Here is a 17,944-nt window from a genome sequence, read left to right on the forward strand (position 1 = left end):
TGGTTGCGCCCAAGCCGGTAGCGCCGCCCCCACCGCCGCCGGAGCGTTCCTGGCTGGATGGCCTGATTGATAACCTGCCGTTGATTGGCGGCGGGGTTGCCGGTGTCGGTCTGCTGGGCGCTCTGGGCGTGCTGATCTCCCGTCGCCGCAAGGCTGCATCCGGTTCCTCCCTGCAGCTTTCCACCCAGGCCAGCAATGCCGTGCTGGGCCGTTCTGCTGTGGGTAGTGGCCCCAGCTCGGTCAGTGGCGGTCATTCTTTCATGACCAATTTTACCCAGTCGTCCGGTGCGATTGATGCGGCCGAAGTGGACCCGGTAGCCGAAGCCGAAGTGTATATGGCTTATGGCCGTGATGCGCAGGCTGAGGAAATCCTGAAGGATGCGCTGGCCAAGGATCCGTCCCGTCAGGAAGTGCGGCAAAAACTGCTGGAACTGTATGCTGCCCGTCCTGATACCGCCAACTTCGAGAAGCTGGCACGGGAATTCCATGCCAGCACCGACGGCAAGGGCCAGGCCTGGGCCAAGGTTGCGGCCATGGGGCTGGGTATCGACCCGACCAATGCGCTGTATCAACTGGCCGCTGATGAGCTGCCTGCCGAAACCCCCGCACCTGCCAGTGATGGATTGATCGATCTGGACCAGGAATTGTTTGGCGCTGCCGAGCCTGTTGCAGCCAGCCCGGCACCCGAGCCGCTTGCTGCCCCGCAAGGTGCGGAAGATCCTTTGCGTGCTGCACTGTTTGAAGAAGAAACAGTAGCGGAAAAACCGGCCGAAGTTTCCAATATGCTGGACTTTGATCTGGACGCCGAGCTGGCAGCACCGGCACCTGCAGCCGCCGAAAAGCCGGCAGCGGAACCGGAAGCCGAGACCAATCTGCTCGATTTTGATTTCAATCTGGATAGCGTGGCTAGCGAGCCAGTAGCCAGCAAGGCTGCGCCACAGCCGGCAGCGGCTCCGGCAGCCTCGCCTGCCAGCGATGGATTTGAATCCTTGTATGAGGACATGGTAGCGGCCGCGCCTGCACCGGCAGCACCAGCACCAGCACCAGTGGTGGAGCCTGCTCCAGCCGCTGATGGCATGCTGCTGGATGATCCGTTGTCCACCAAGCTTGATCTGGCCAAGGTATATCTGGACATGGGCGACCGCGACGGTGCCCGTGAGGTACTGCAGGACTTGGTCGGTGAGGCGCAAGGAAGCCTGAAAGAGGAAGCCGAGGCTTTGCTGGCCAAGATCAGTGCATGATGTCTGCAGTGTACTGACTGGTTAGTTTGTGTAGCGGGCGGTGCCATGGTGCCGCCCGGCATTTTCCGTTTGCCTGATGCAAGCGCACGTTTAAGCCGGGTAGTTCATTCGTAATAAAACCTGCCAGAGCAGGAATCAGGGAAGTCCGCATCATGGCTTCAACACATCGCATGACCTTGCTGGCCCTGTTGCTGGCCGGTATGGGTGCCGCAGGATCGGCGCTGGCAGGGTTGGGGCCCATTCACGTCCTGTCTTCCGAGGGCCAGCCCTTCGAGGCAGAAATCCCGGTGATGGACGAAGATCCGCAAGGGAATGTGCTGGTGGGCTTGGCTGATCGCAACAAATATCCCTTGGTTTCTACCTATAGCCAGTCGGCACCGGTGCTGAAGTTCTCGGCCATTCGCAAGCCTGACGGCAGTATTCAGAAGATTCTGGTCAAGGGGCCCAGCCATTTCGATGAGCCCTTGCTGCGCTTTGCGGTGGAAATGAGCTGGCCGGCCGGTCGTCTGGTGCGTGAGTTTGAAGTGGACTATCTGCGCGATGGTCCGCCACGCAAGGACAAGCAGCCGGCTCACGACGATACCGTCAAGAAGTCGGTGGTGGCACCAGACCAGATGCCACGTCTGGGCAGCCTGGGCCTGGGTCAGCTCAAGGTGAATTCCAAGCTGGGTGAACCTCTGGTGGCCGAACTGGAGTTGTTTGGCACCGCGGCCAGGCAAACCGACAATATCCATGTGGCGCTGACGGCTGACAGCCTGCAAGGCAACCCCAGTGCCGAACAAAGCCAGCTGATCGCCTCCATCTCGCACCAGCTGACTCGTGTGGCGGACAAGTCGGTATTGCAGCTGCGCAGCACCCGGCCCCTGAATGAGCCTGTACTTTCCTTCCGGCTGGATGTCGGTGCGGCCAATGTGCACGCCCAGAAGCGCTATACCCTGTTGCTCGATCCCAATGGCTACACGGTGGAGGAGCATGCCGTAACGCCAGCGCCTGACCGCAAGCTTGCCGCCGCTCAGGTGCAACCCTTGAAGGTGTACCGTGTGCGTCATGGCGATACCCTGTCGCGCATTGCCTCCCGCATGAAAGGTGGCGGTTCGGCCGTTGAAACGGCAGGGCGCTTGTACGAGGGGAATCCCGATGCCTTTATCGGCGGTGATGTCAATCGCCTACGTGCCGGTACCGCGTTGAAATATCCGGCGGCATGGCATCTGGCCGCAGCACCGGCCAGTCATCCGCTAAAGCAAGCCGAGGGGGAAGAAAAGCCTCTTGGCAAGCCGGTGGCGGCTGCTGCGCCAGCGGCACCGGTGGCCGCGCCAGCAGCCACGCCGCATGAGGCTCCGGCCAAGCCGGTTGTGCCGCCCGATGCGGTAAGTCTCAAGCCCATGGTGAAAGTACCGGCAGCAACGGCCAAGCCAGCTGCATCGGCCTCGGCGGCATCGGCACCACAGGTTTCCGCCATCAAGGGCGTCAGTCCGGGTGCTGCAATCAATGAGCAAGAGGCTCGGCTGAAAAATATCCTGCAACGTCAGGATCAGGTCTTGCAGCAGGCACAACAAAAAGCGCAGGAACTGGAACAAAAGATTCGCATCATGCAACTGGCCAAGGCTGCAGAGGCCAGTGCTGCAGCCATTGCAGCCCAGAACAAGCCGGTTGCCAGTCAGGCTGCTGCCGAGCCCACAGTCAGTCATGCAGCAGCATCTACGCCGCAAGCAGCAGCCCAGCCCGTAGTCGCTTCGGCGCCGCAAGCAGCAGCCAGCAAGGCAGCCACGCCAGCCAAGCCTGTCGTCAGCAAGGCGCCTGAGGCGGAAAAACCAGCCAGCTTCCTGGTGGATGATGTGCTGGCAGTCTTGCATGACAATACCGTTGCCCTAGCGGGTGGTGCGGCGGTAATCGGTTTGTCCGGCCTGTTGCTGGCCCAGCGCAGACGCCGTAACAAACAGGAAGCCGAGCAGCCGCCTGCCGAGCCCTTGCCCGCAGCGGATAATCCTTCGATGTTGACCATGGGTCCCTTGACCACACTGATGAGTGGCATCAAGCGCGGCGAGGGTATCGATCTGGCTTCGGTCGACCTGATTGCCGAAGCCGAGGTGTATCTGGCTTATGGTCGGCTGGATCAGGCGCTGGACATTTTGCGCGAAGGTCTGGTGCGTGAACCCATGCGGCAGGATTTGCGCTACAAACTGCTGGAAGTGCTGGCCATGATGCCGGACAAGGATGGTTTCATTGCCGAGGCCACCACGGCGCGCGGCATCTTTGGCAAGGACAGCACGCTGTGGATGCGGGTGTGTGAGCTGGGCCGTACCCTGGCACCGGAGCACCCCTTGTTCGATATGCAGCCAGTGGCGGTGGCCAGCCCGATAGACCTGCAACCGGTCAGACTGACGCCTGCCACTGAGCACATCGCGGCGACTGCCGTGGCCGCGGAAGGCGGGATTGATCTGGCTACCGAACTTGGAGCCGTGGAACCGCCGCCAGAGCCGGCACTGGATACGGAGTTCCTGCAAAAACCACCGGCAGGCCCGGCACCATTACCACCCGCCGCCGAGCATAATGACCCGCTGAGCGGACTGGATGCCTTTGCTTCCCTGGGTGAGCAGGAGCTGGAAAATGCGGTAAAGCAGGCACCGGAACCCATGCTGGACATGGATTTCCTGTCCGAGCTCCCCGCGTCGTCAGCACCGGAGGCCCCGGTCAGCAAACCGGTACCGCAGGCAGCAGCGCCAACACCGCAGTCTGAAGCCAATGACAAGATTGAGCTGGCCAAGCTGTATCTGGAAATGGGCGACAAGGAAACTGCCGAAGCGCTGATGAAGGAAGCCGGGCAGACTGTCTAGCTTCCGGGGGACGCAACAGATACGGGGATGCAACAGCATCCCCGTTTTTCATGGCGCGCCCGGCAACGCCGCCTTGCCGGCTTCTTGCATGTCAACATGGCGTAAACCCTGCCGGATAGGGTAGAGTTGATGCTTTGAATACTTGCAGCCTGGGTTAGCCACCCGGACTGTGTGATGTTTGCTAGTGAAGGTGTGGGCATGAGAATAGCGCTCGGCATCGAGTATGACGGTCGGGCATTCTCCGGTTGCAGACTCAGCCGCATGGCAATACCGTTCAGGACAAACTGAACCAGGCCATCAGCCGGATTGCCGGTCATGAAATTACAACGCTGGCCGCTGGCCGTACCGATGCCGGTGTGCATGCCGCCATGCAGGTGGTGCATTTCGATACGCAGACGGTACGACCGCTGACGGCATGGGTGCGTGGTGTGAATGCCTTGCTGCCGCACGAAGTGGCGGTGGTGTGGGCGCGTGAGGTGTCAGACGACTTTCACGCCCGTTTCTCCGCTTTTTCGCGCTCTTACAGCTATTTCCTGCTGACTCATCCGGTGCGCCCCTGTCTGCTGGCTGGCAAGGTGGGCTGGTATCACCAGCCACTGGATGTGGATGCCATGCGTCGTGCTGCACAGTGCTTGCTGGGACAGCATGATTTTTCCAGCTTCCGTGCTGCCGAATGTCAGGCCAAGAGCCCGCTCAAGAACTTGCAGCAACTGGATATCAGCGAGCAGGGCGGTTTGATCCGCTTTGACCTGATGGCCGATGCCTTCCTGCACCACATGGTGCGCAATATCGTTGGCGCGCTGCTGTATGTGGGCAAGGGCAGCCTGGATGAGGCCGACTTGCAAGCCCTGCTGGCCACGCGCGACCGTACCCGGGCACCGCCCACCTTCATGCCGGACGGTTTGTACCTGACCGGTGTGGGTTATCCCGCGCAGTTTGCCCTGCCGACGCTGGCTGAACCGGCGCGCTTGGCCTTGTGGAGATGAAGTGACAGTCAGAATCAAGATTTGCGGTATTACCCGCCCGCAAGATGGTGTCGAAGCCGCCCGCCTGGGTGCCGATGCCATCGGCCTGGTGTTTTATCCGAAAAGCCCGCGCAATGTCAGCATCGCCCAGGCGCAGGCGGTGATTGCCGCCTTGCCGCCCTTTGTCAGCGTGGTGGCCCTGTTCGTCAACCCGGAACGCAGCTGGGTGGAAGAAGTGCTGGGCGCCTGCAGCATCGACATCCTGCAGTTTCATGGTGAAGAAAGCGCTGAGTTCTGTCGTTCTTTCCAGCGGCCTTATCTCAAGGCAGTACGGGTAAAGCCAGGCCTCGACCTGAGCGCCGCGGCAGCCCAATACCCGGATGCGCGCGGACTACTCACCGACGCCTTTGTCGAAGGCGCACATGGTGGCACCGGTACCACGTTTGACTGGACCTTGCTGCCGGACAATCTGCCCCTGCCGTTGATTTTGTCCGGCGGGCTGGATGACAACAATATCGGACAAGCCGTGGCCGCAGTGCGGCCGGCGGCGGTGGATGTTTCCAGCGGAGTGGAAGCAGCCAAGGGAATCAAAGATGCTGCCAGAATGGCAGCGTTCATATCAGGAGCAAGGCATGGAGCGGTATGATCTTCCGGATGCAAAAGGCCATTTCGGCCCGTATGGTGGCGTCTATGTTGCCGAAACCTTGATGGCGGCACTGGACGAGCTCAAGAACGAATACGAGCGCGTCAAGGCCGATCCCACCTTCTGGGAAGAGTTTCGCCAGGAGCTGAAACACTATGTGGGCCGTCCCAGCCCCATCTACCACGCCAAACGCTGGTCGGAACAACTGGGCGGTGCGCAGATTTTCTTCAAGCGTGAAGACCTCAACCACACCGGCGCACACAAGATCAGCAATGCCATCGGTCAGGCCCTGCTGGCACGCCGCATGGGCAAGAAGCGCGTGATTGCCGAAACCGGTGCCGGCCAGCATGGCGTGGCCACCGCTACCGTGGCGGCACGTTATGGCATGGAATGCTTTGTCTACATGGGCTCGGAAGATATCAAGCGCCAGTCGCCCAATGTCTTCCGCATGAAGCTGCTCGGTGCCACCGTGGTGCCGGTGGAGTCCGGTTCCAAAACCCTGAAGGACGCGCTGAACGAAGCCATGCGCGACTGGGTGACCAATGTCGACAGCACCTTCTACATTCTGGGGACCGCAGCCGGCCCGCATCCTTACCCGATGATGGTGCGTGACTTCCTGTCGGTGATCGGCGAAGAATCCAAAGAACAGATGCCGGAGTTGACCGGTCGTCAGCCCGACGTGGTGGTCGCTTGTGTGGGTGGCGGCTCCAACGCCATCGGCATGTTCTACCCCTACATCAATGTGGACGGTGTGCGCATGGTGGGCGTGGAAGCCGGTGGTCACGGCATTGACAGCGGCATGCATGCCGCCCCCTTGTCCGGCGGTGCCGGCGTGGGCGTGCTGCACGGTGCCAAGAGCTATCTGATGCAGGATGCCAACGGCCAGGTGGTGGAAACCCATTCGGTATCGGCCGGTCTGGATTACCCCGGTGTCGGTCCTGAGCACAGCTATCTCAAGGACATCGGCCGCGCCGAATACGTTGCCATCGACGACAAGGAAGCCCTGGCTGCCTTCCATGACTGCTGCCATCTGGAAGGCATCATTCCGGCGCTGGAGTCCAGCCATGCGCTGGCCTGGGCTGCCAAGGTTGCGCCCACCATGGGCAAGGACAAGGTGATTCTGGTCAACCTGTCCGGCCGTGGCGACAAGGACATCAATACCGTGGCCGGCCTGGCCGGTATCACGCTGTAACAAGGCGAAGGAAGGCTTATGTCACGTATTGCTGCATGTTTTGCTGCCCTGCAGGGCAAGAAGGCGCTGATTCCCTTCATTACCGCCGGTGATCCGCATCCGTCCCGTACCGTCGAGCTGATGCACGGTCTGGTGGATGGTGGTGCCGACATCATCGAACTGGGCGTGCCGTTTTCCGACCCGATGGCTGACGGCCCGGTGATCCAGCGCGCATCGGAACGCGCACTGGTGCACAAGGTGGGCTTGCGCGATGTACTGGCCATGGTGGCGGAATTCCGCAAAACCAACACCACCACGCCAGTCGTACTGATGGGTTATCTCAACCCGGTATTCGTCATGGGCTATGCGGCGTTTGCCGCAGCGGCACGTGAGGCAGGGGTGGATGGTGTGCTGACCGTGGATTGCCCGCCGGAAGAAGCGGCAGATCTGTCTGCCGCGCTGATTGCTGCCGATCTGGACCCGGTATTCCTGATTGCCCCTACCACGCCAGAGGCACGGGTGCGCGAAATCGCCCGTCACGCACGTGGTTATGTCTATTATGTGTCGCTCAAAGGCGTCACCGGTGCAGGAAATCTGGACATTGACGATGTAGCGCGTAAAATTGCCGCCCTTAGAGCACATATTCAGGTTCCCATCGGCGTTGGCTTCGGCATTCGCGATGCCGCCACAGCCAAGGCCATCTCCGTGACGGCCGATGCCGTGGTGGTAGGGAGCCGACTAGTGCAGGAAATCGAGGCGGCTACAGAACAAACTGCCAAAGAGCGGTTGACCGGTCTGGTAGCGGAATTGAAAGCTGCCATTCTTTAAGGAACACGCAAACGGGGTGACATCACCCCGTTTTACTGACAACCCGGCTGGTCTGGCCGGGTTGTGTTGAGCAAGGAGTCAGCATGAGCTGGTTGAACAAGCTCCTGCCGCCGAAGATCAAGCGCGATTCTCGCGCCGACAAGCCTTCAGCGGTACCGGAGGGGCTGTGGAGCAAGTGCCCGGCATGTGAAGCCGTACTGTATTACACCGACCTGGAGAGCAATCTGCAGGTTTGTCCGAAATGTAATCATCACCATCCGCTGAATGCCCGTCAGCGGCTGGACATGCTGCTGGATGACGAAGGCCGCCGTGAAATCGGTGCCGAAGTCAAACCGGTGGACATTCTGAAGTTCAAGGATGGCAAACGCTATCCCGATCGCCTGGCAGCCGCGCAAAACAGCACCGGCGAAGACGATGCGCTGGTGGTGATGCAAGGCAGCATCCACTCCATGCCGGCCGTGGTGGCAGCCTTTGAGTTCCGTTTTATTGGCGGCTCCATGGGTTCGGTGGTGGGTGAGCGCTTCGTGCGTGGCGTACAAGCCGCCATCGAAGCCAAGGCCCCGTTCATCTGCGTGGCGGCATCCGGCGGTGCGCGCATGCAGGAAGGCCTGAACTCGCTGATGCAGATGGCCAAGACCAGTGCCGCTCTGCAACTGCTGACCGATGACCAGCTGCCTTTCATTTCGGTGCTGACCGATCCCACCATGGGTGGTGTGTCCGCCTCCTTTGCCTTCCTGGGCGATGTCGTGATTGGCGAGCCGGGCGCGCTGATCGGCTTTGCCGGCCCGCGCGTGATCGAACAGACCGTGCGTGAAACCCTGCCGGAAGGCTTCCAGCGTTCCGAATTCCTGCTGGAAAAGGGTGCTATCGACATGATCGTTGATCGTCGCGAACTCAAGCGCAAGATTGCCGAACTGGTGGCCATGCTGCAAAAGCAGCCTGCTGTCGCCTGATTTCCGGCCAGCAAACCACAAGCCGCTTCCATCGGGAGCGGCTTTTTTCATGCCTGCTGCTTGTGCTAGGCTGGAGCCCATCTCCGGCATGACCATACCTGTTCCCTTTATCAGAAAGCCTCGCCGTGCTTACCGCCGCCCAGTTGACCAGCTTGCAGGCCATCCTGCCTGCCGATCGTATCCACCTTGATGCAGAAACGTGTGCGCGCTATGGCCAGGACTGGACGCGTTACACCACGCCGCAGGCGGCTGCCATCGTGTTTCCGGTGAGTATCGAAGAAGTGCAGGCCGTGGTGCGCTGGGCCAATGCGCAGGGAGTGGGTATTGTCCCCTCTGGCGGCCGTACCGGCCTGTCTGGCGGTGCGGTTGCCGTGCAGGGCGAGGTAGTGGTGTCACTGGAGCGCATGAGCCGGATGGACGGTTTTGACCCGCTGGCGCGGACCGTGCGCTGCCAGGCCGGGGTAGTCACTGCCGCCTTGCAGCAGTTTGCCGCCGACCACGGTCTTTATTATCCGGTGGACTTTGCTTCCAGTGGTTCCAGCCAGATTGGCGGAAATATCGCGACCAATGCAGGCGGTATCCGGGTGGTGCGCTATGGCATGACCCGTGACTGGGTGGCTGGCCTTACCGTGGTGACCGGTAGCGGCGACGTGCTGGAGTGCAATCTGGGCCTTGCCAAGAACAATACCGGCTACGACTTCCGCCATCTGTTTGTTGGGTCGGAAGGCACACTGGGGCTGGTGGTGGCTGCCACCATGCGCCTGACCGACCCGCCGCCGCCCTCCACGGTGCTGTTGCTGGCCTTGCCCGGGCTGGCGGACATCATGGCGGTGTTTCACGCCTTTCGCAGCGCACTCACGCTGCAGGCTTTCGAATTCTTTTCTGATCTGGCGCTGACCCATGTGCTGGCTGCCCAGCAGACAACAGCGCCGCTGGCAGAGCGGCAGCCTTTCTATGTGTTGCTGGAACTGGAAACGCCTACCCAGTCGCAGGAAGAAACTGTCTTGCAGGTATTTTCTGCTTGCCTGGAGCAGGGCTGGGTGTGTGATGGCCTCATTGCCCAGTCACGGCAGCAGGCCAGGGCCTTGTGGCGCTTGCGGGAGGGCATCAGCGCCGCCATCACGCCTTATACACCGTACAAGAATGACATCTCGGTGGTACTGAGTCAGCTGCCGGAGTTCGTGGCGCGTTTGCAAGACTTGCTGGCCCGCGATTATCCGGACTTCGAGGTGTTGTGGTACGGCCATATCGGCGATGGCAACCTGCACATCAATGTGCTGAAACCGGCCAGTTGGGCGCTGGCGGATTTCCGCCATGCCTGTGAGCAGGTCAATGAGCAGGTGTTTGCACTGGTGGCAGAGTTTGCCGGCAGCATGTCAGCAGAACACGGCGTGGGCTTGCTCAAGCGCGATTATCTGGGCGTAACACGTTCGGTAGAGGAGATTGCCCTAATGCGTGGGGTAAAGGCGGTTTTTGATCCGAACGGCATCATGAATCCTGGCAAGCTGTTGCAGCAGACAGGCCCGGATGCATGAGCTGGCAGTGAAGTTGATGTGGAAAAGTTGTGGCAATGAAGTTGTTATGCCTATGGAATTTTAATTATAATTAATGCAATTAAATTGCTCATATAAATTATATATAAGTAATTTAAAACAATGACTTAGCCGAATTATTCAATATCCTGGCTTACCTTGTTTGCAGACTCGTCTAATTAGGCATTGAATCTTGCTGATCTGCCTTTTTTCTAGGCAGCGCCAGCAAGTGGCTCATGGCAAAAGACTTTTTTTATTTGTTCAGTACTTATCCACAGAGTTATCCGCTGATTGCTGTGGATAATTGCAGCCGGCTGCAAGGTTGTGGCCGTGGTGGCGTGGCCACAACCCTTGGCAGTCAATGGTTTCAGTCGGCCTGGGCGCTGCTCTCCAGCGCTTCCAGCTCTTCTTGCAACAGCATCCAGTCTTCCTCCACCTGCGCCAGTTCGCTGCTGACCACGCCCAGTCGCTTGACGGCTTCGGCCAGCTTGCCCTTGTTGGCATCGCTATAGGCGTCTTCACCGGACATGAAGGCATCCAGCTGGTTTTTCTCGCCGCTCAGTTGCTCCAGCTGCTTTTCCAGCTTGGCCAGTTTGCTCAGCAGGGGCTTTTTCAACTGGGCCAGTTTCTGGCGGGCTTCGGCTTCCTGGCGCTTCTGCTCCTTGCGGTTGACCGCCTGGGCGTCGCCACTGGATGGCTTGTTGCCTTCGGCCAGTTGGGCCAGACGCCACTGACGGTAGTCTTCCAGATCGCCATCAAACGGCTTGACCGTGCCGTCGCTTACCAGCCAGAACAGGTCGGTAGTGGATTCCAGCAGGCTGCGGTCGTGCGATACCACAATCAGCGCGCCGGAGAAATCCTGCAAGGCCAGTGTCAGCGCATGGCGCATTTCCAGGTCCAAGTGGTTGGTGGGTTCGTCCAGCAGCAAGAGATTGGGCTTTTGCCAGACGATCATTGCCAGTGCCAGACGGGCTTTTTCGCCACCGGACATCGGGCCGACCAGATCGGTGGCGCTGTCGCCGCGGAAGTTGAAACCGCCCAGAAAGCTGCGCAGTTCCAGCTCGCGCACTGTGGGGGCCAGCCGCTGCATGTGCTGCAACGGCGATTCGTCTTCGCGCAGGGTTTCCAGCTGATGCTGGGCGAAATAGCCAATCTTCAGCGTTTGCGCCTTGATCACCTCACCGGCCTGCTGCGGCAGGTCGCCCGCCAGCAGTTTTACCAGGGTGGATTTACCGGCACCGTTCACCCCCAAGAGGCCGATGCGGCTGCCGGCTTCCACCGACAGCGACAGCCCGCGCAGGATGGTGGTGCTGCCATAGCCGATATCCACCTTGTCCAGCCGCAGCAGCGGGTTGGGCAGGTTGTCCGGGCTGTCGAAGTGGAAATCAAACGGCGAGGCGATGTGGGCCGGGGCAATGCGCTCCAGCTTTTCCAGTGCCTTCACCCGGCTTTGCGCCTGTCTTGCCTTGCTGGCCTTGGCCTTGAAGCGGGTGATGAAGGATTCCAGATGGGCGATCTGGCGTTGCTGCTTGTCATATTCGCCCTGCTGACGCGCCAGTTTTTCCGCCCGCATGGTTTCAAACTGGCTGTAATTGCCGGTGTAGAGCGTCAGGGTCTGGTTGGCCACTTCGGCAATATGGCTGCAAATGCTGTCCAGGAAGTCGCGGTCATGCGAGATAATCAGCAAGGTGCCCGGATAGCTTTGCAGCCAGTCTTCCAGCCACAGCACGGTTTCCAGATCCAGGTGGTTGGTGGGCTCGTCCAGCAGCAGCAGGTCGGAGCGGCACATCAGCGCCTGGGCCAGGTTCAGCCGCATGCGCCAGCCGCCGGAAAAGCTCTTCACCGGGTTGCGGTGCGCTTCCACGGCAAAGCCCAGGCCGGTCAGCAGCTTGGCGGCACGGGCCGGGGCGGAATAGGCTTCAATGCGTGCCAGTTCGCCATGCAGATGACCAATGGCACTGCCGTCATCACGCGCTTCGGCGGTGGCCAGCTCGGCCTCCAGCTGGCGCAATTCCTGATCGCCATCCAGCACATAGTCGATGGCGGCGGTATCCAGCGCCGGGGTTTCCTGCGCCACGTGCGCCATCACCCATTGCTTGGGAATGTCGGCATCGCCGGCATCGGCGTGCAATTCGCCCTTGAGCAGGGCAAACAGGCTGGACTTGCCTACGCCGTTGGCCCCGACCAGGCCGGTCTTGTAACCGGGGTTGAGGGTGAGGCTGGCGTCGATCAGCAAGTCTTTCAGCCCGCGACGCAGGCTGAGGTTTTTCAATTGGATCATGTCTGGTTTCTGTGCGGCACAGCGCGCCGTGCCGACGGGATATTAAGCAGCGGGAAGGGTGGACAGGTCCCAGCGTGGTTTGATGGAGTAGCTGCCCGGTGCAGTGGCATGGCGCAGGCGCATGGCGCCGGCAAAGGCAATCATCGCGCCGTTGTCGGTGCACAGTGCCAGTGGCGGGTAGTACACCTCCAGCTTGCGGCGGCTGGCGGCCTGATCCAGCGCGGCACGCAACTGCTTGTTGGCACCGACACCGCCAGCCACCACCAGCTTTTTCATGCCGCTCTGTTTCAGCGCCTTGAGCGATTTGCTGACCAGCACTTCGACAATGGCTTCCTGAAAGGCGCGGCAAATGTCCTTGCGGGTTTGCTCGTCAATCTGGCTGTGTTCGGCTTCAACCTGCTTGCTGAGCGTCAGCACGGCAGTTTTCAGACCGGAGAAACTCATGTCCAGGTTGTTGCTGTGCAGCATGGGGCGCGGCAGATTGAAACGGTTCGGGTCGCCTTCCTCGGCCAGGCGTGACAGCAGCGGGCCGCCGGGGTAGGGCAGACCCAGCAGCTTTGCCGTCTTGTCGAAGGCTTCACCTGCGGCATCGTCCAGTGTTTCGCCCAGTACTTCATACTGGCCGATGCCATGCACCGCCATCAGCTGGGTGTGACCGCCGGAAACCAGCAAGGCAATGAAGGGAAAGTCCGGACGCGGGTCGGCCAGCAGCGGCGACAGCAAATGGCCTTCCAGATGATGCACGCCGATCACCGGAATGTTCAGGCCGAAAGCCAGGGCATTGGCCACGCTGGCTCCCACCATCAGCGCACCACCAAGACCGGGGCCCTGGGTGTAGGCAATGGCATCCACATCGGCCAGGGTTTTGCCAGCGTCGGCGAGGCAGGCTTCGGTCAGCGGGATGACGCGGCGGATATGGTCGCGGCTGGCAAGTTCTGGCACCACGCCACCGTATTCGGCGTGCATTGCCATTTGTGTATGCAGTTGGTGGGCAACCAGGCCCGCCGTGAGGTCGTACAGTGCAACGCCGGTTTCGTCGCACGATGATTCGATTCCAAGTACCAGCATGATGGCTTTATAACGGGGCAATCTTTCCATTTTACCGGCTAATCTTTGTCTGCCCAAATCCGGAATGATAGTCTGTGCCAATCAGGCGCACCTGCGCGCAACAAAACAGGAAGGGACTGGTAGTGAAAGCAAGACTCAAATGGGTGGATGGCGTGTGTTTCATGGGCGAAAGCGGCAGCGGCCATGCGGTGGTGATGGACGGTGCGCCGGAAGGTGGTGGCCGGAATCTGGGCCCGCGGCCGATGGAACTGCTGTTGCTGGGTACGGCTGGCTGTACCAGTTATGACGTGATTTCCATCCTGAAAAAGTCGCGCCAGCAAGTGACCGACTGCTGGGTGGAAATGGAAGCCGAACGCGCAGATACCGAACCCAAGGTGTTCACCAGGATTCATTTCCACTTTGTGGTGACTGGCCGCGAACTGAAGCCGGAAGTGGTGGAACGTGCCATCAAGCTGTCGGCAGAAAAATACTGCTCGGCTTCCATCATGCTGGGCAAGACTGCTGATATCACCCACGACTTCGAGGTGCGAGAGGGCTGATGCCTGCTCCCGGCGCCCCGGTGCCCGGTTCGGTAACTCCAGACCGCCGCTGCCATCAGGCAGCGGCGGTCTTGTTTTTGCCGCTGGCGGCAGTGGCGCAGACGTGGCGGCAAAACTTGCCGCCTTGCCGGATTTGTACTGTCCCCATGTGACGGCGAGATCGGCCTCCAGTCAATAAAATCAGGCATCTACGGTTTTGGATCTGGCTGGCATGATTCCTGCTAACGAGAGTGCACATTCAGGGAGGCATGGTCATGTTGGACAAGATTGGCAAGGAATTCGATTTTCAGCAGCGGGCGCTCAATTTGCGCGCATACCGCCAGGAAGTCATTGCCAGCAATATTGCCAATGCCGACACCCCCAATTACAAGGCAGTGGATTTTGATTTCAAGCAGGCCTTGCAATCGGCACAGGGCAGCCAGAACAAGCTGGCCATGAATGTGACCGATGCGCGTCACTTGCCGGGCGATGCCGCAGGTGCCGCCGGCAAGCCTGCCGTGCAGTATCGCAATGCGGTACAGCAAAGCCTGGACGGTAACACCGTGGACATGGACGTGGAGCGTGCCGCTTTCGCCGATAACGCGCTGCAGTACCAGTCCACGCTGACCTTCCTGAGCAAGCGCATTTCCACGCTGAACAGCGCCATTACCGGTGGAGGCCAGTAAGCATGTCTCTTGCCAATATTTTTGCCATTTCCGGTTCCGCGCTGACCGCCCAGTCGATGCGGCTTAACGTGGTGGCCAGCAATATCGCCAACGCGGAAAGTGCCACCAGCTCCACCGGTCAGCCTTACAAGGGCCGTCATGTGGTGTTTACGGCCTTGCCGGTCAGTGCCTCCCAGCCGCAAGTGGCGGGGGTACGGGTGACTTCGATTGTGGAAGACCAGACGCCGCCGCGTCTGAAGTATGACCCCAGTAACCCTCTGGCGGACGAAAAGGGCTATGTGAACATGCCCAATGTCAATCCGGTCGAGGAAATGTCCGACATGATTTCCGCTTCGCGCTCGTATCAGACCAATGTGGAAATGATGAATACCGCCAAGACCTTGCTGCAGAAAACCCTGCAGCTGGGTCAGTGATGAAAGGCCCATGCGATGACCAGCTCGGTTAATTCCTCGTCCAATCCGTATGCAGTGCTGAACGGCAATTCCAGTAGCGGCACCGGCTCGACCAATGCCAATACCGATACCAGTGCCCAGGGTATCCAGGACCGCTTCCTGAAATTGCTGGTGACCCAGCTGCAGGCGCAGGATCCGATGAATCCGATGGATAACAGCCAGATCACCAGCCAGATGGCACAGATCAGCCAGGTGTCCGGCATGCAGACCCTCAACACCGCCATGCAAAGCCTGGTGCAGTCGCAGGCCGCCAACCAGTCGCTGATGGCTGCCACCATGATTGGCAAGCAGGCGCTGGTACCGGGCAATGCGCTCGACCTTACCAGCGGCAGTTCGGTGCAAGGGGCGGTCAATCTGAGTGGCGCGGCAACCGATTACACCGTCAGCATCAAGGATGCCAATGGCACGGTGGTGGATACCCTCACGGTGAAGAGCCCCAGCACTGGCCTGAATTCCTTCAATTGGGATGGCAAGGATGCCAATGGCAATCAGCTGCCTACCGGTAAATACACCTTCTCTGCCCAGGCGACCAGCGCCAGCAGCACCGCCGTCACGGCCACGCCTTATGCCAATCAGGCGGTGACTGCAGTGAGCTGGGCCAGCGGTTCGCCGCAGTTGATCATGAAGGATGGCACCAGCGTTGGCCTTGCCAACGTCGCCCAGCTGTCTTAAATCCGTTCATTAGCGTAATCAGGTTTCGGGGAGTAGTACCATGGGTTTTCAACAAGGTCTGAGTGGTCTGAATTCGGCATCCTCGCAGCTGGATACCATTGGCAATAACGTGTCCAATGCCAGCACGGTGGGTTTCAAGAGCTCGCGAACCGAGTTCAGCGATCTGTTTTCCACCAGCTTTTACGGTGTGGCCAGTACCAGTGCCGGTATCGGCTCGCAGGTGAACGCAGTAACCCAGTCTTTTAGCGCCGGTAATATTACCCCGACCGGACGTAGTCTTGATCTGGCCATCAACAATAATGGCTTTTTCATCGTGCGGCAGAACCCTACCTCGTCTACCGGCTCACTGGCTTACACCCGTAACGGCCAGTTCCAGGTGGACAAGGATGGTTACATCGTCAATGGCAACGATCGCCTGCAAGGCTGGATGGCCAATAATGGCGTGGTAACCCAGGGCCCGGTCACCGACCTTAAACTTCAAACCAACCTGATTTCCCCGGCAGCCACCACCAAGGTCACCATGGGTGTCAATGTGGATTCGCGGCTGACTACCCCGACAGTCACCCCGCTGGACCCCACCAATACCAAGACCTTCAACTGGTCCAATGCCGCGCAGGTATACGACAGCCTGGGTAACCAGCACAACCTGACCCTGTACTACGTCAAGGGCACTCCCACCGCGACCGGTACGCCATGGACGGTGACGGCCTATGTGGACGGCAATGCCGCCACCACGCCCAATACCTACACCATGAACTACGACACCTCGGGTAACCTGACCAACACCACGCCGTTCAGCGTTACCTTCAGCCCTACCCCGGTGAATGGTTCATCCTCGCCGGTTACCCTGACCATTGATTACACCGGCTCCACCCAGGTGGCGCAGGCTTCCGGTACGCCGACCGAAACCGTGGATGGCTATGCGCCAGGTACCCTGAGCAGCATGAACATCGACACCCACGGCAATATCATGGCCAGCTTCTCCAATGGTCAGAACAAGATCATCGGGCAGGTGGCACTGGCTACCTTCACCAACTCGCAAGGCCTGCAGAATGAAGGCGGCAACCGCTGGCAGCAAACCTTGCAATCCGGCGTGCCGGCCTACAATGCGCCGGGTTCCGGCAATGCCGGCACCGTGCAGTCGCAGGCCCTGGAAGATTCCAACGTCGACCTGACGGCGGAACTGGTCAACATGATCACGGCGCAGCGCTTCTACCAGGCCAATGCGCAGACCATCAAGACCGAAGACACCTTGATGCAGACCATCATCAACCTGTAACTGATCACAATCACCACAGCCTGAAGAAGCGGGGATTCAATGGATAAGATGCTGTACCTGGCCATGACCGGTGCCAAACATGTTGATTTGCAGCAGGCAACCACGGCCAATAATCTGTCCAATGCCCATACCAATGCCTTCAAGGCCGATCTGGCATCATTCCGTGCCTTGCCGGTGGTAGGGCCTGGTGCGCCCACCCGCACCTATGTGGTGGACAACACCATTGGTCACGACATGAGTCAGGGCAGCCTGATGCATACCGGCAGCCCCAGCGATTTTGCCCTGGGCTCTCCCGGTTTCTTTGCCGTGCAGGCTGCCGATGGCAGCGAGGCCTATACCCGCGACGGTGGTTATGTCCTGGACGCCAACGGCATGATGCGCACCCGCAGTGGCCTGCCCATCACCGGTGATGGCGGCCCGATTACCATTCCTACCGGCTACCAGGTTCAGTTGGGACAGGATGGTTCGGTGGTCGGTGTGCCGCAAAACGGCAAGGACCGTACCCCGCAGCTGCTGGGCCAGATCAAGCTGGTCAACCCCGGTGCCAAGGAAGTGTACAAGGGGCCGGACGGCTTGTTCCGCATGAATAATGGCGACACCGCCACCGCCGATACCAATGTCAAGCTGGTACCGGAAACGCTGGAAGCCAGTAATGTCAATGCGGTGGAAAGCCTGGTGCAGATGATCTCCCACGGTCGTCAGTACGACATGAATATCAAGCTGATGCAGAACGCTGATCAGAATGATCAGAAAGCCACCCAGTTGCTGGCCATGGGCTGATCTGCATTACGCCAAACCGAATACCAACAAGAATACTGAGG

15 protein-coding genes and 1 pseudogene are annotated in these 17,944 nt (G+C 59.8%); 14 read left to right on the forward strand and 2 right to left on the reverse strand.

The window, feature by feature from the left end; translation table 11 throughout:
• The 8 genes and pseudogenes from AWT75_RS06925 to AWT75_RS06960 form a co-directional block, all read left to right on the forward strand.
• Positions 1-1,241, forward strand: a 1,241-nt coding sequence (locus AWT75_RS06925) for a motility hub landmark protein FimV (RefSeq protein WP_275575696.1), incomplete at its 5' end; no start/stop codon positions are given.
• 152 nt (positions 1,242-1,393) lie between these two features.
• Positions 1,394-4,075, forward strand: a complete 2,682-nt coding sequence (locus AWT75_RS22710; protein WP_239689496.1) for a FimV/HubP-related protein — start codon at positions 1,394-1,396, stop codon at positions 4,073-4,075.
• Between the two features lie 198 nt (positions 4,076-4,273).
• Positions 4,274-5,061: pseudogene (gene truA, locus AWT75_RS06935) on the forward strand (tRNA pseudouridine(38-40) synthase TruA).
• Between the two features lies 1 nt (position 5,062).
• Entirely contained in the window at positions 5,063-5,686 is a 624-nt protein-coding gene (locus AWT75_RS06940) for a phosphoribosylanthranilate isomerase (RefSeq protein WP_045845216.1), read from the forward strand.
• Positions 5,673-6,875, forward strand: a complete 1,203-nt coding sequence (gene trpB, locus AWT75_RS06945) for a tryptophan synthase subunit beta (RefSeq protein ID WP_045845215.1) — start codon at positions 5,673-5,675, stop codon at positions 6,873-6,875. The genes AWT75_RS06940 and trpB overlap by 14 nt, the downstream gene beginning before the upstream one ends.
• A gap of 18 nt (positions 6,876-6,893) precedes the next feature.
• Positions 6,894-7,682, forward strand: a complete 789-nt coding sequence (trpA, locus tag AWT75_RS06950) for a tryptophan synthase subunit alpha (RefSeq protein ID WP_045845214.1) — start codon at positions 6,894-6,896, stop codon at positions 7,680-7,682.
• A gap of 83 nt (positions 7,683-7,765) precedes the next feature.
• Entirely contained in the window at positions 7,766-8,635 is an 870-nt protein-coding gene (gene accD / locus AWT75_RS06955) for an acetyl-CoA carboxylase, carboxyltransferase subunit beta (protein ID WP_045845213.1), read from the forward strand.
• Positions 8,636-8,760: 125 nt separating this feature from the next.
• Positions 8,761-10,170, forward strand: a complete 1,410-nt coding sequence (locus AWT75_RS06960) for an FAD-binding oxidoreductase (protein WP_062788445.1) — start codon at positions 8,761-8,763, stop codon at positions 10,168-10,170.
• A 364-nt stretch (positions 10,171-10,534) separates the two neighbouring features.
• Here the strand turns inward: AWT75_RS06960 and AWT75_RS06965 are convergent, their stop codons facing one another.
• Both AWT75_RS06965 and tsaD read right to left on the reverse strand, forming a co-directional pair.
• Positions 10,535-12,448: an ATP-binding cassette domain-containing protein gene (locus tag AWT75_RS06965; RefSeq protein WP_062788447.1), complete on the reverse strand. Its 1,914-nt coding sequence runs from the start codon at positions 12,446-12,448 to the stop codon at positions 10,535-10,537.
• Between the two features lie 42 nt (positions 12,449-12,490).
• A complete protein-coding gene (tsaD, locus tag AWT75_RS06970) occupies positions 12,491-13,516 on the reverse strand; it encodes a tRNA (adenosine(37)-N6)-threonylcarbamoyltransferase complex transferase subunit TsaD (protein WP_062788449.1) in 1,026 nt (341 codons plus the stop codon).
• 122 nt (positions 13,517-13,638) lie between these two features.
• Here tsaD and AWT75_RS06975 point away from each other — a divergent pair, with 122 nt between their 5' ends.
• The 6 genes from AWT75_RS06975 (at position 13,639) to AWT75_RS07000 (ending at position 17,903) form a co-directional block, all read left to right on the forward strand.
• Positions 13,639-14,055, forward strand: coding sequence for an OsmC family protein (locus AWT75_RS06975; protein WP_045845209.1), 417 nt, complete (start codon positions 13,639-13,641; stop codon positions 14,053-14,055).
• Positions 14,056-14,309: 254 nt separating this feature from the next.
• Positions 14,310-14,720 carry a flagellar basal body rod protein FlgB gene (gene flgB / locus AWT75_RS06980; protein WP_045845336.1) on the forward strand — a complete coding sequence of 137 codons (411 nt, stop codon included), beginning with the start codon at positions 14,310-14,312 and terminating at the stop codon, positions 14,718-14,720.
• A gap of 2 nt (positions 14,721-14,722) precedes the next feature.
• Positions 14,723-15,133, forward strand: coding sequence for a flagellar basal body rod protein FlgC (gene flgC / locus AWT75_RS06985; RefSeq protein WP_045845208.1), 411 nt, complete (start codon positions 14,723-14,725; stop codon positions 15,131-15,133).
• 15 nt (positions 15,134-15,148) lie between these two features.
• A complete protein-coding gene (locus AWT75_RS06990) occupies positions 15,149-15,844 on the forward strand; it encodes a flagellar hook assembly protein FlgD (protein ID WP_045845207.1) in 696 nt (231 codons plus the stop codon).
• 40 nt (positions 15,845-15,884) lie between these two features.
• Entirely contained in the window at positions 15,885-17,123 is a 1,239-nt protein-coding gene (gene flgE / locus AWT75_RS06995; protein WP_045845206.1) for a flagellar hook protein FlgE, read from the forward strand.
• 39 nt (positions 17,124-17,162) lie between these two features.
• Positions 17,163-17,903, forward strand: coding sequence for a flagellar basal body rod protein FlgF (locus AWT75_RS07000; protein WP_045845205.1), 741 nt, complete (start codon positions 17,163-17,165; stop codon positions 17,901-17,903).
• The last annotated feature ends 41 nt before the right edge of the window (positions 17,904-17,944 follow it).

Source organism: Aquitalea pelogenes (assembly GCF_001515305.1).
Taxonomy (GTDB): domain Bacteria; phylum Pseudomonadota; class Gammaproteobacteria; order Burkholderiales; family Chromobacteriaceae; genus Aquitalea; species Aquitalea pelogenes.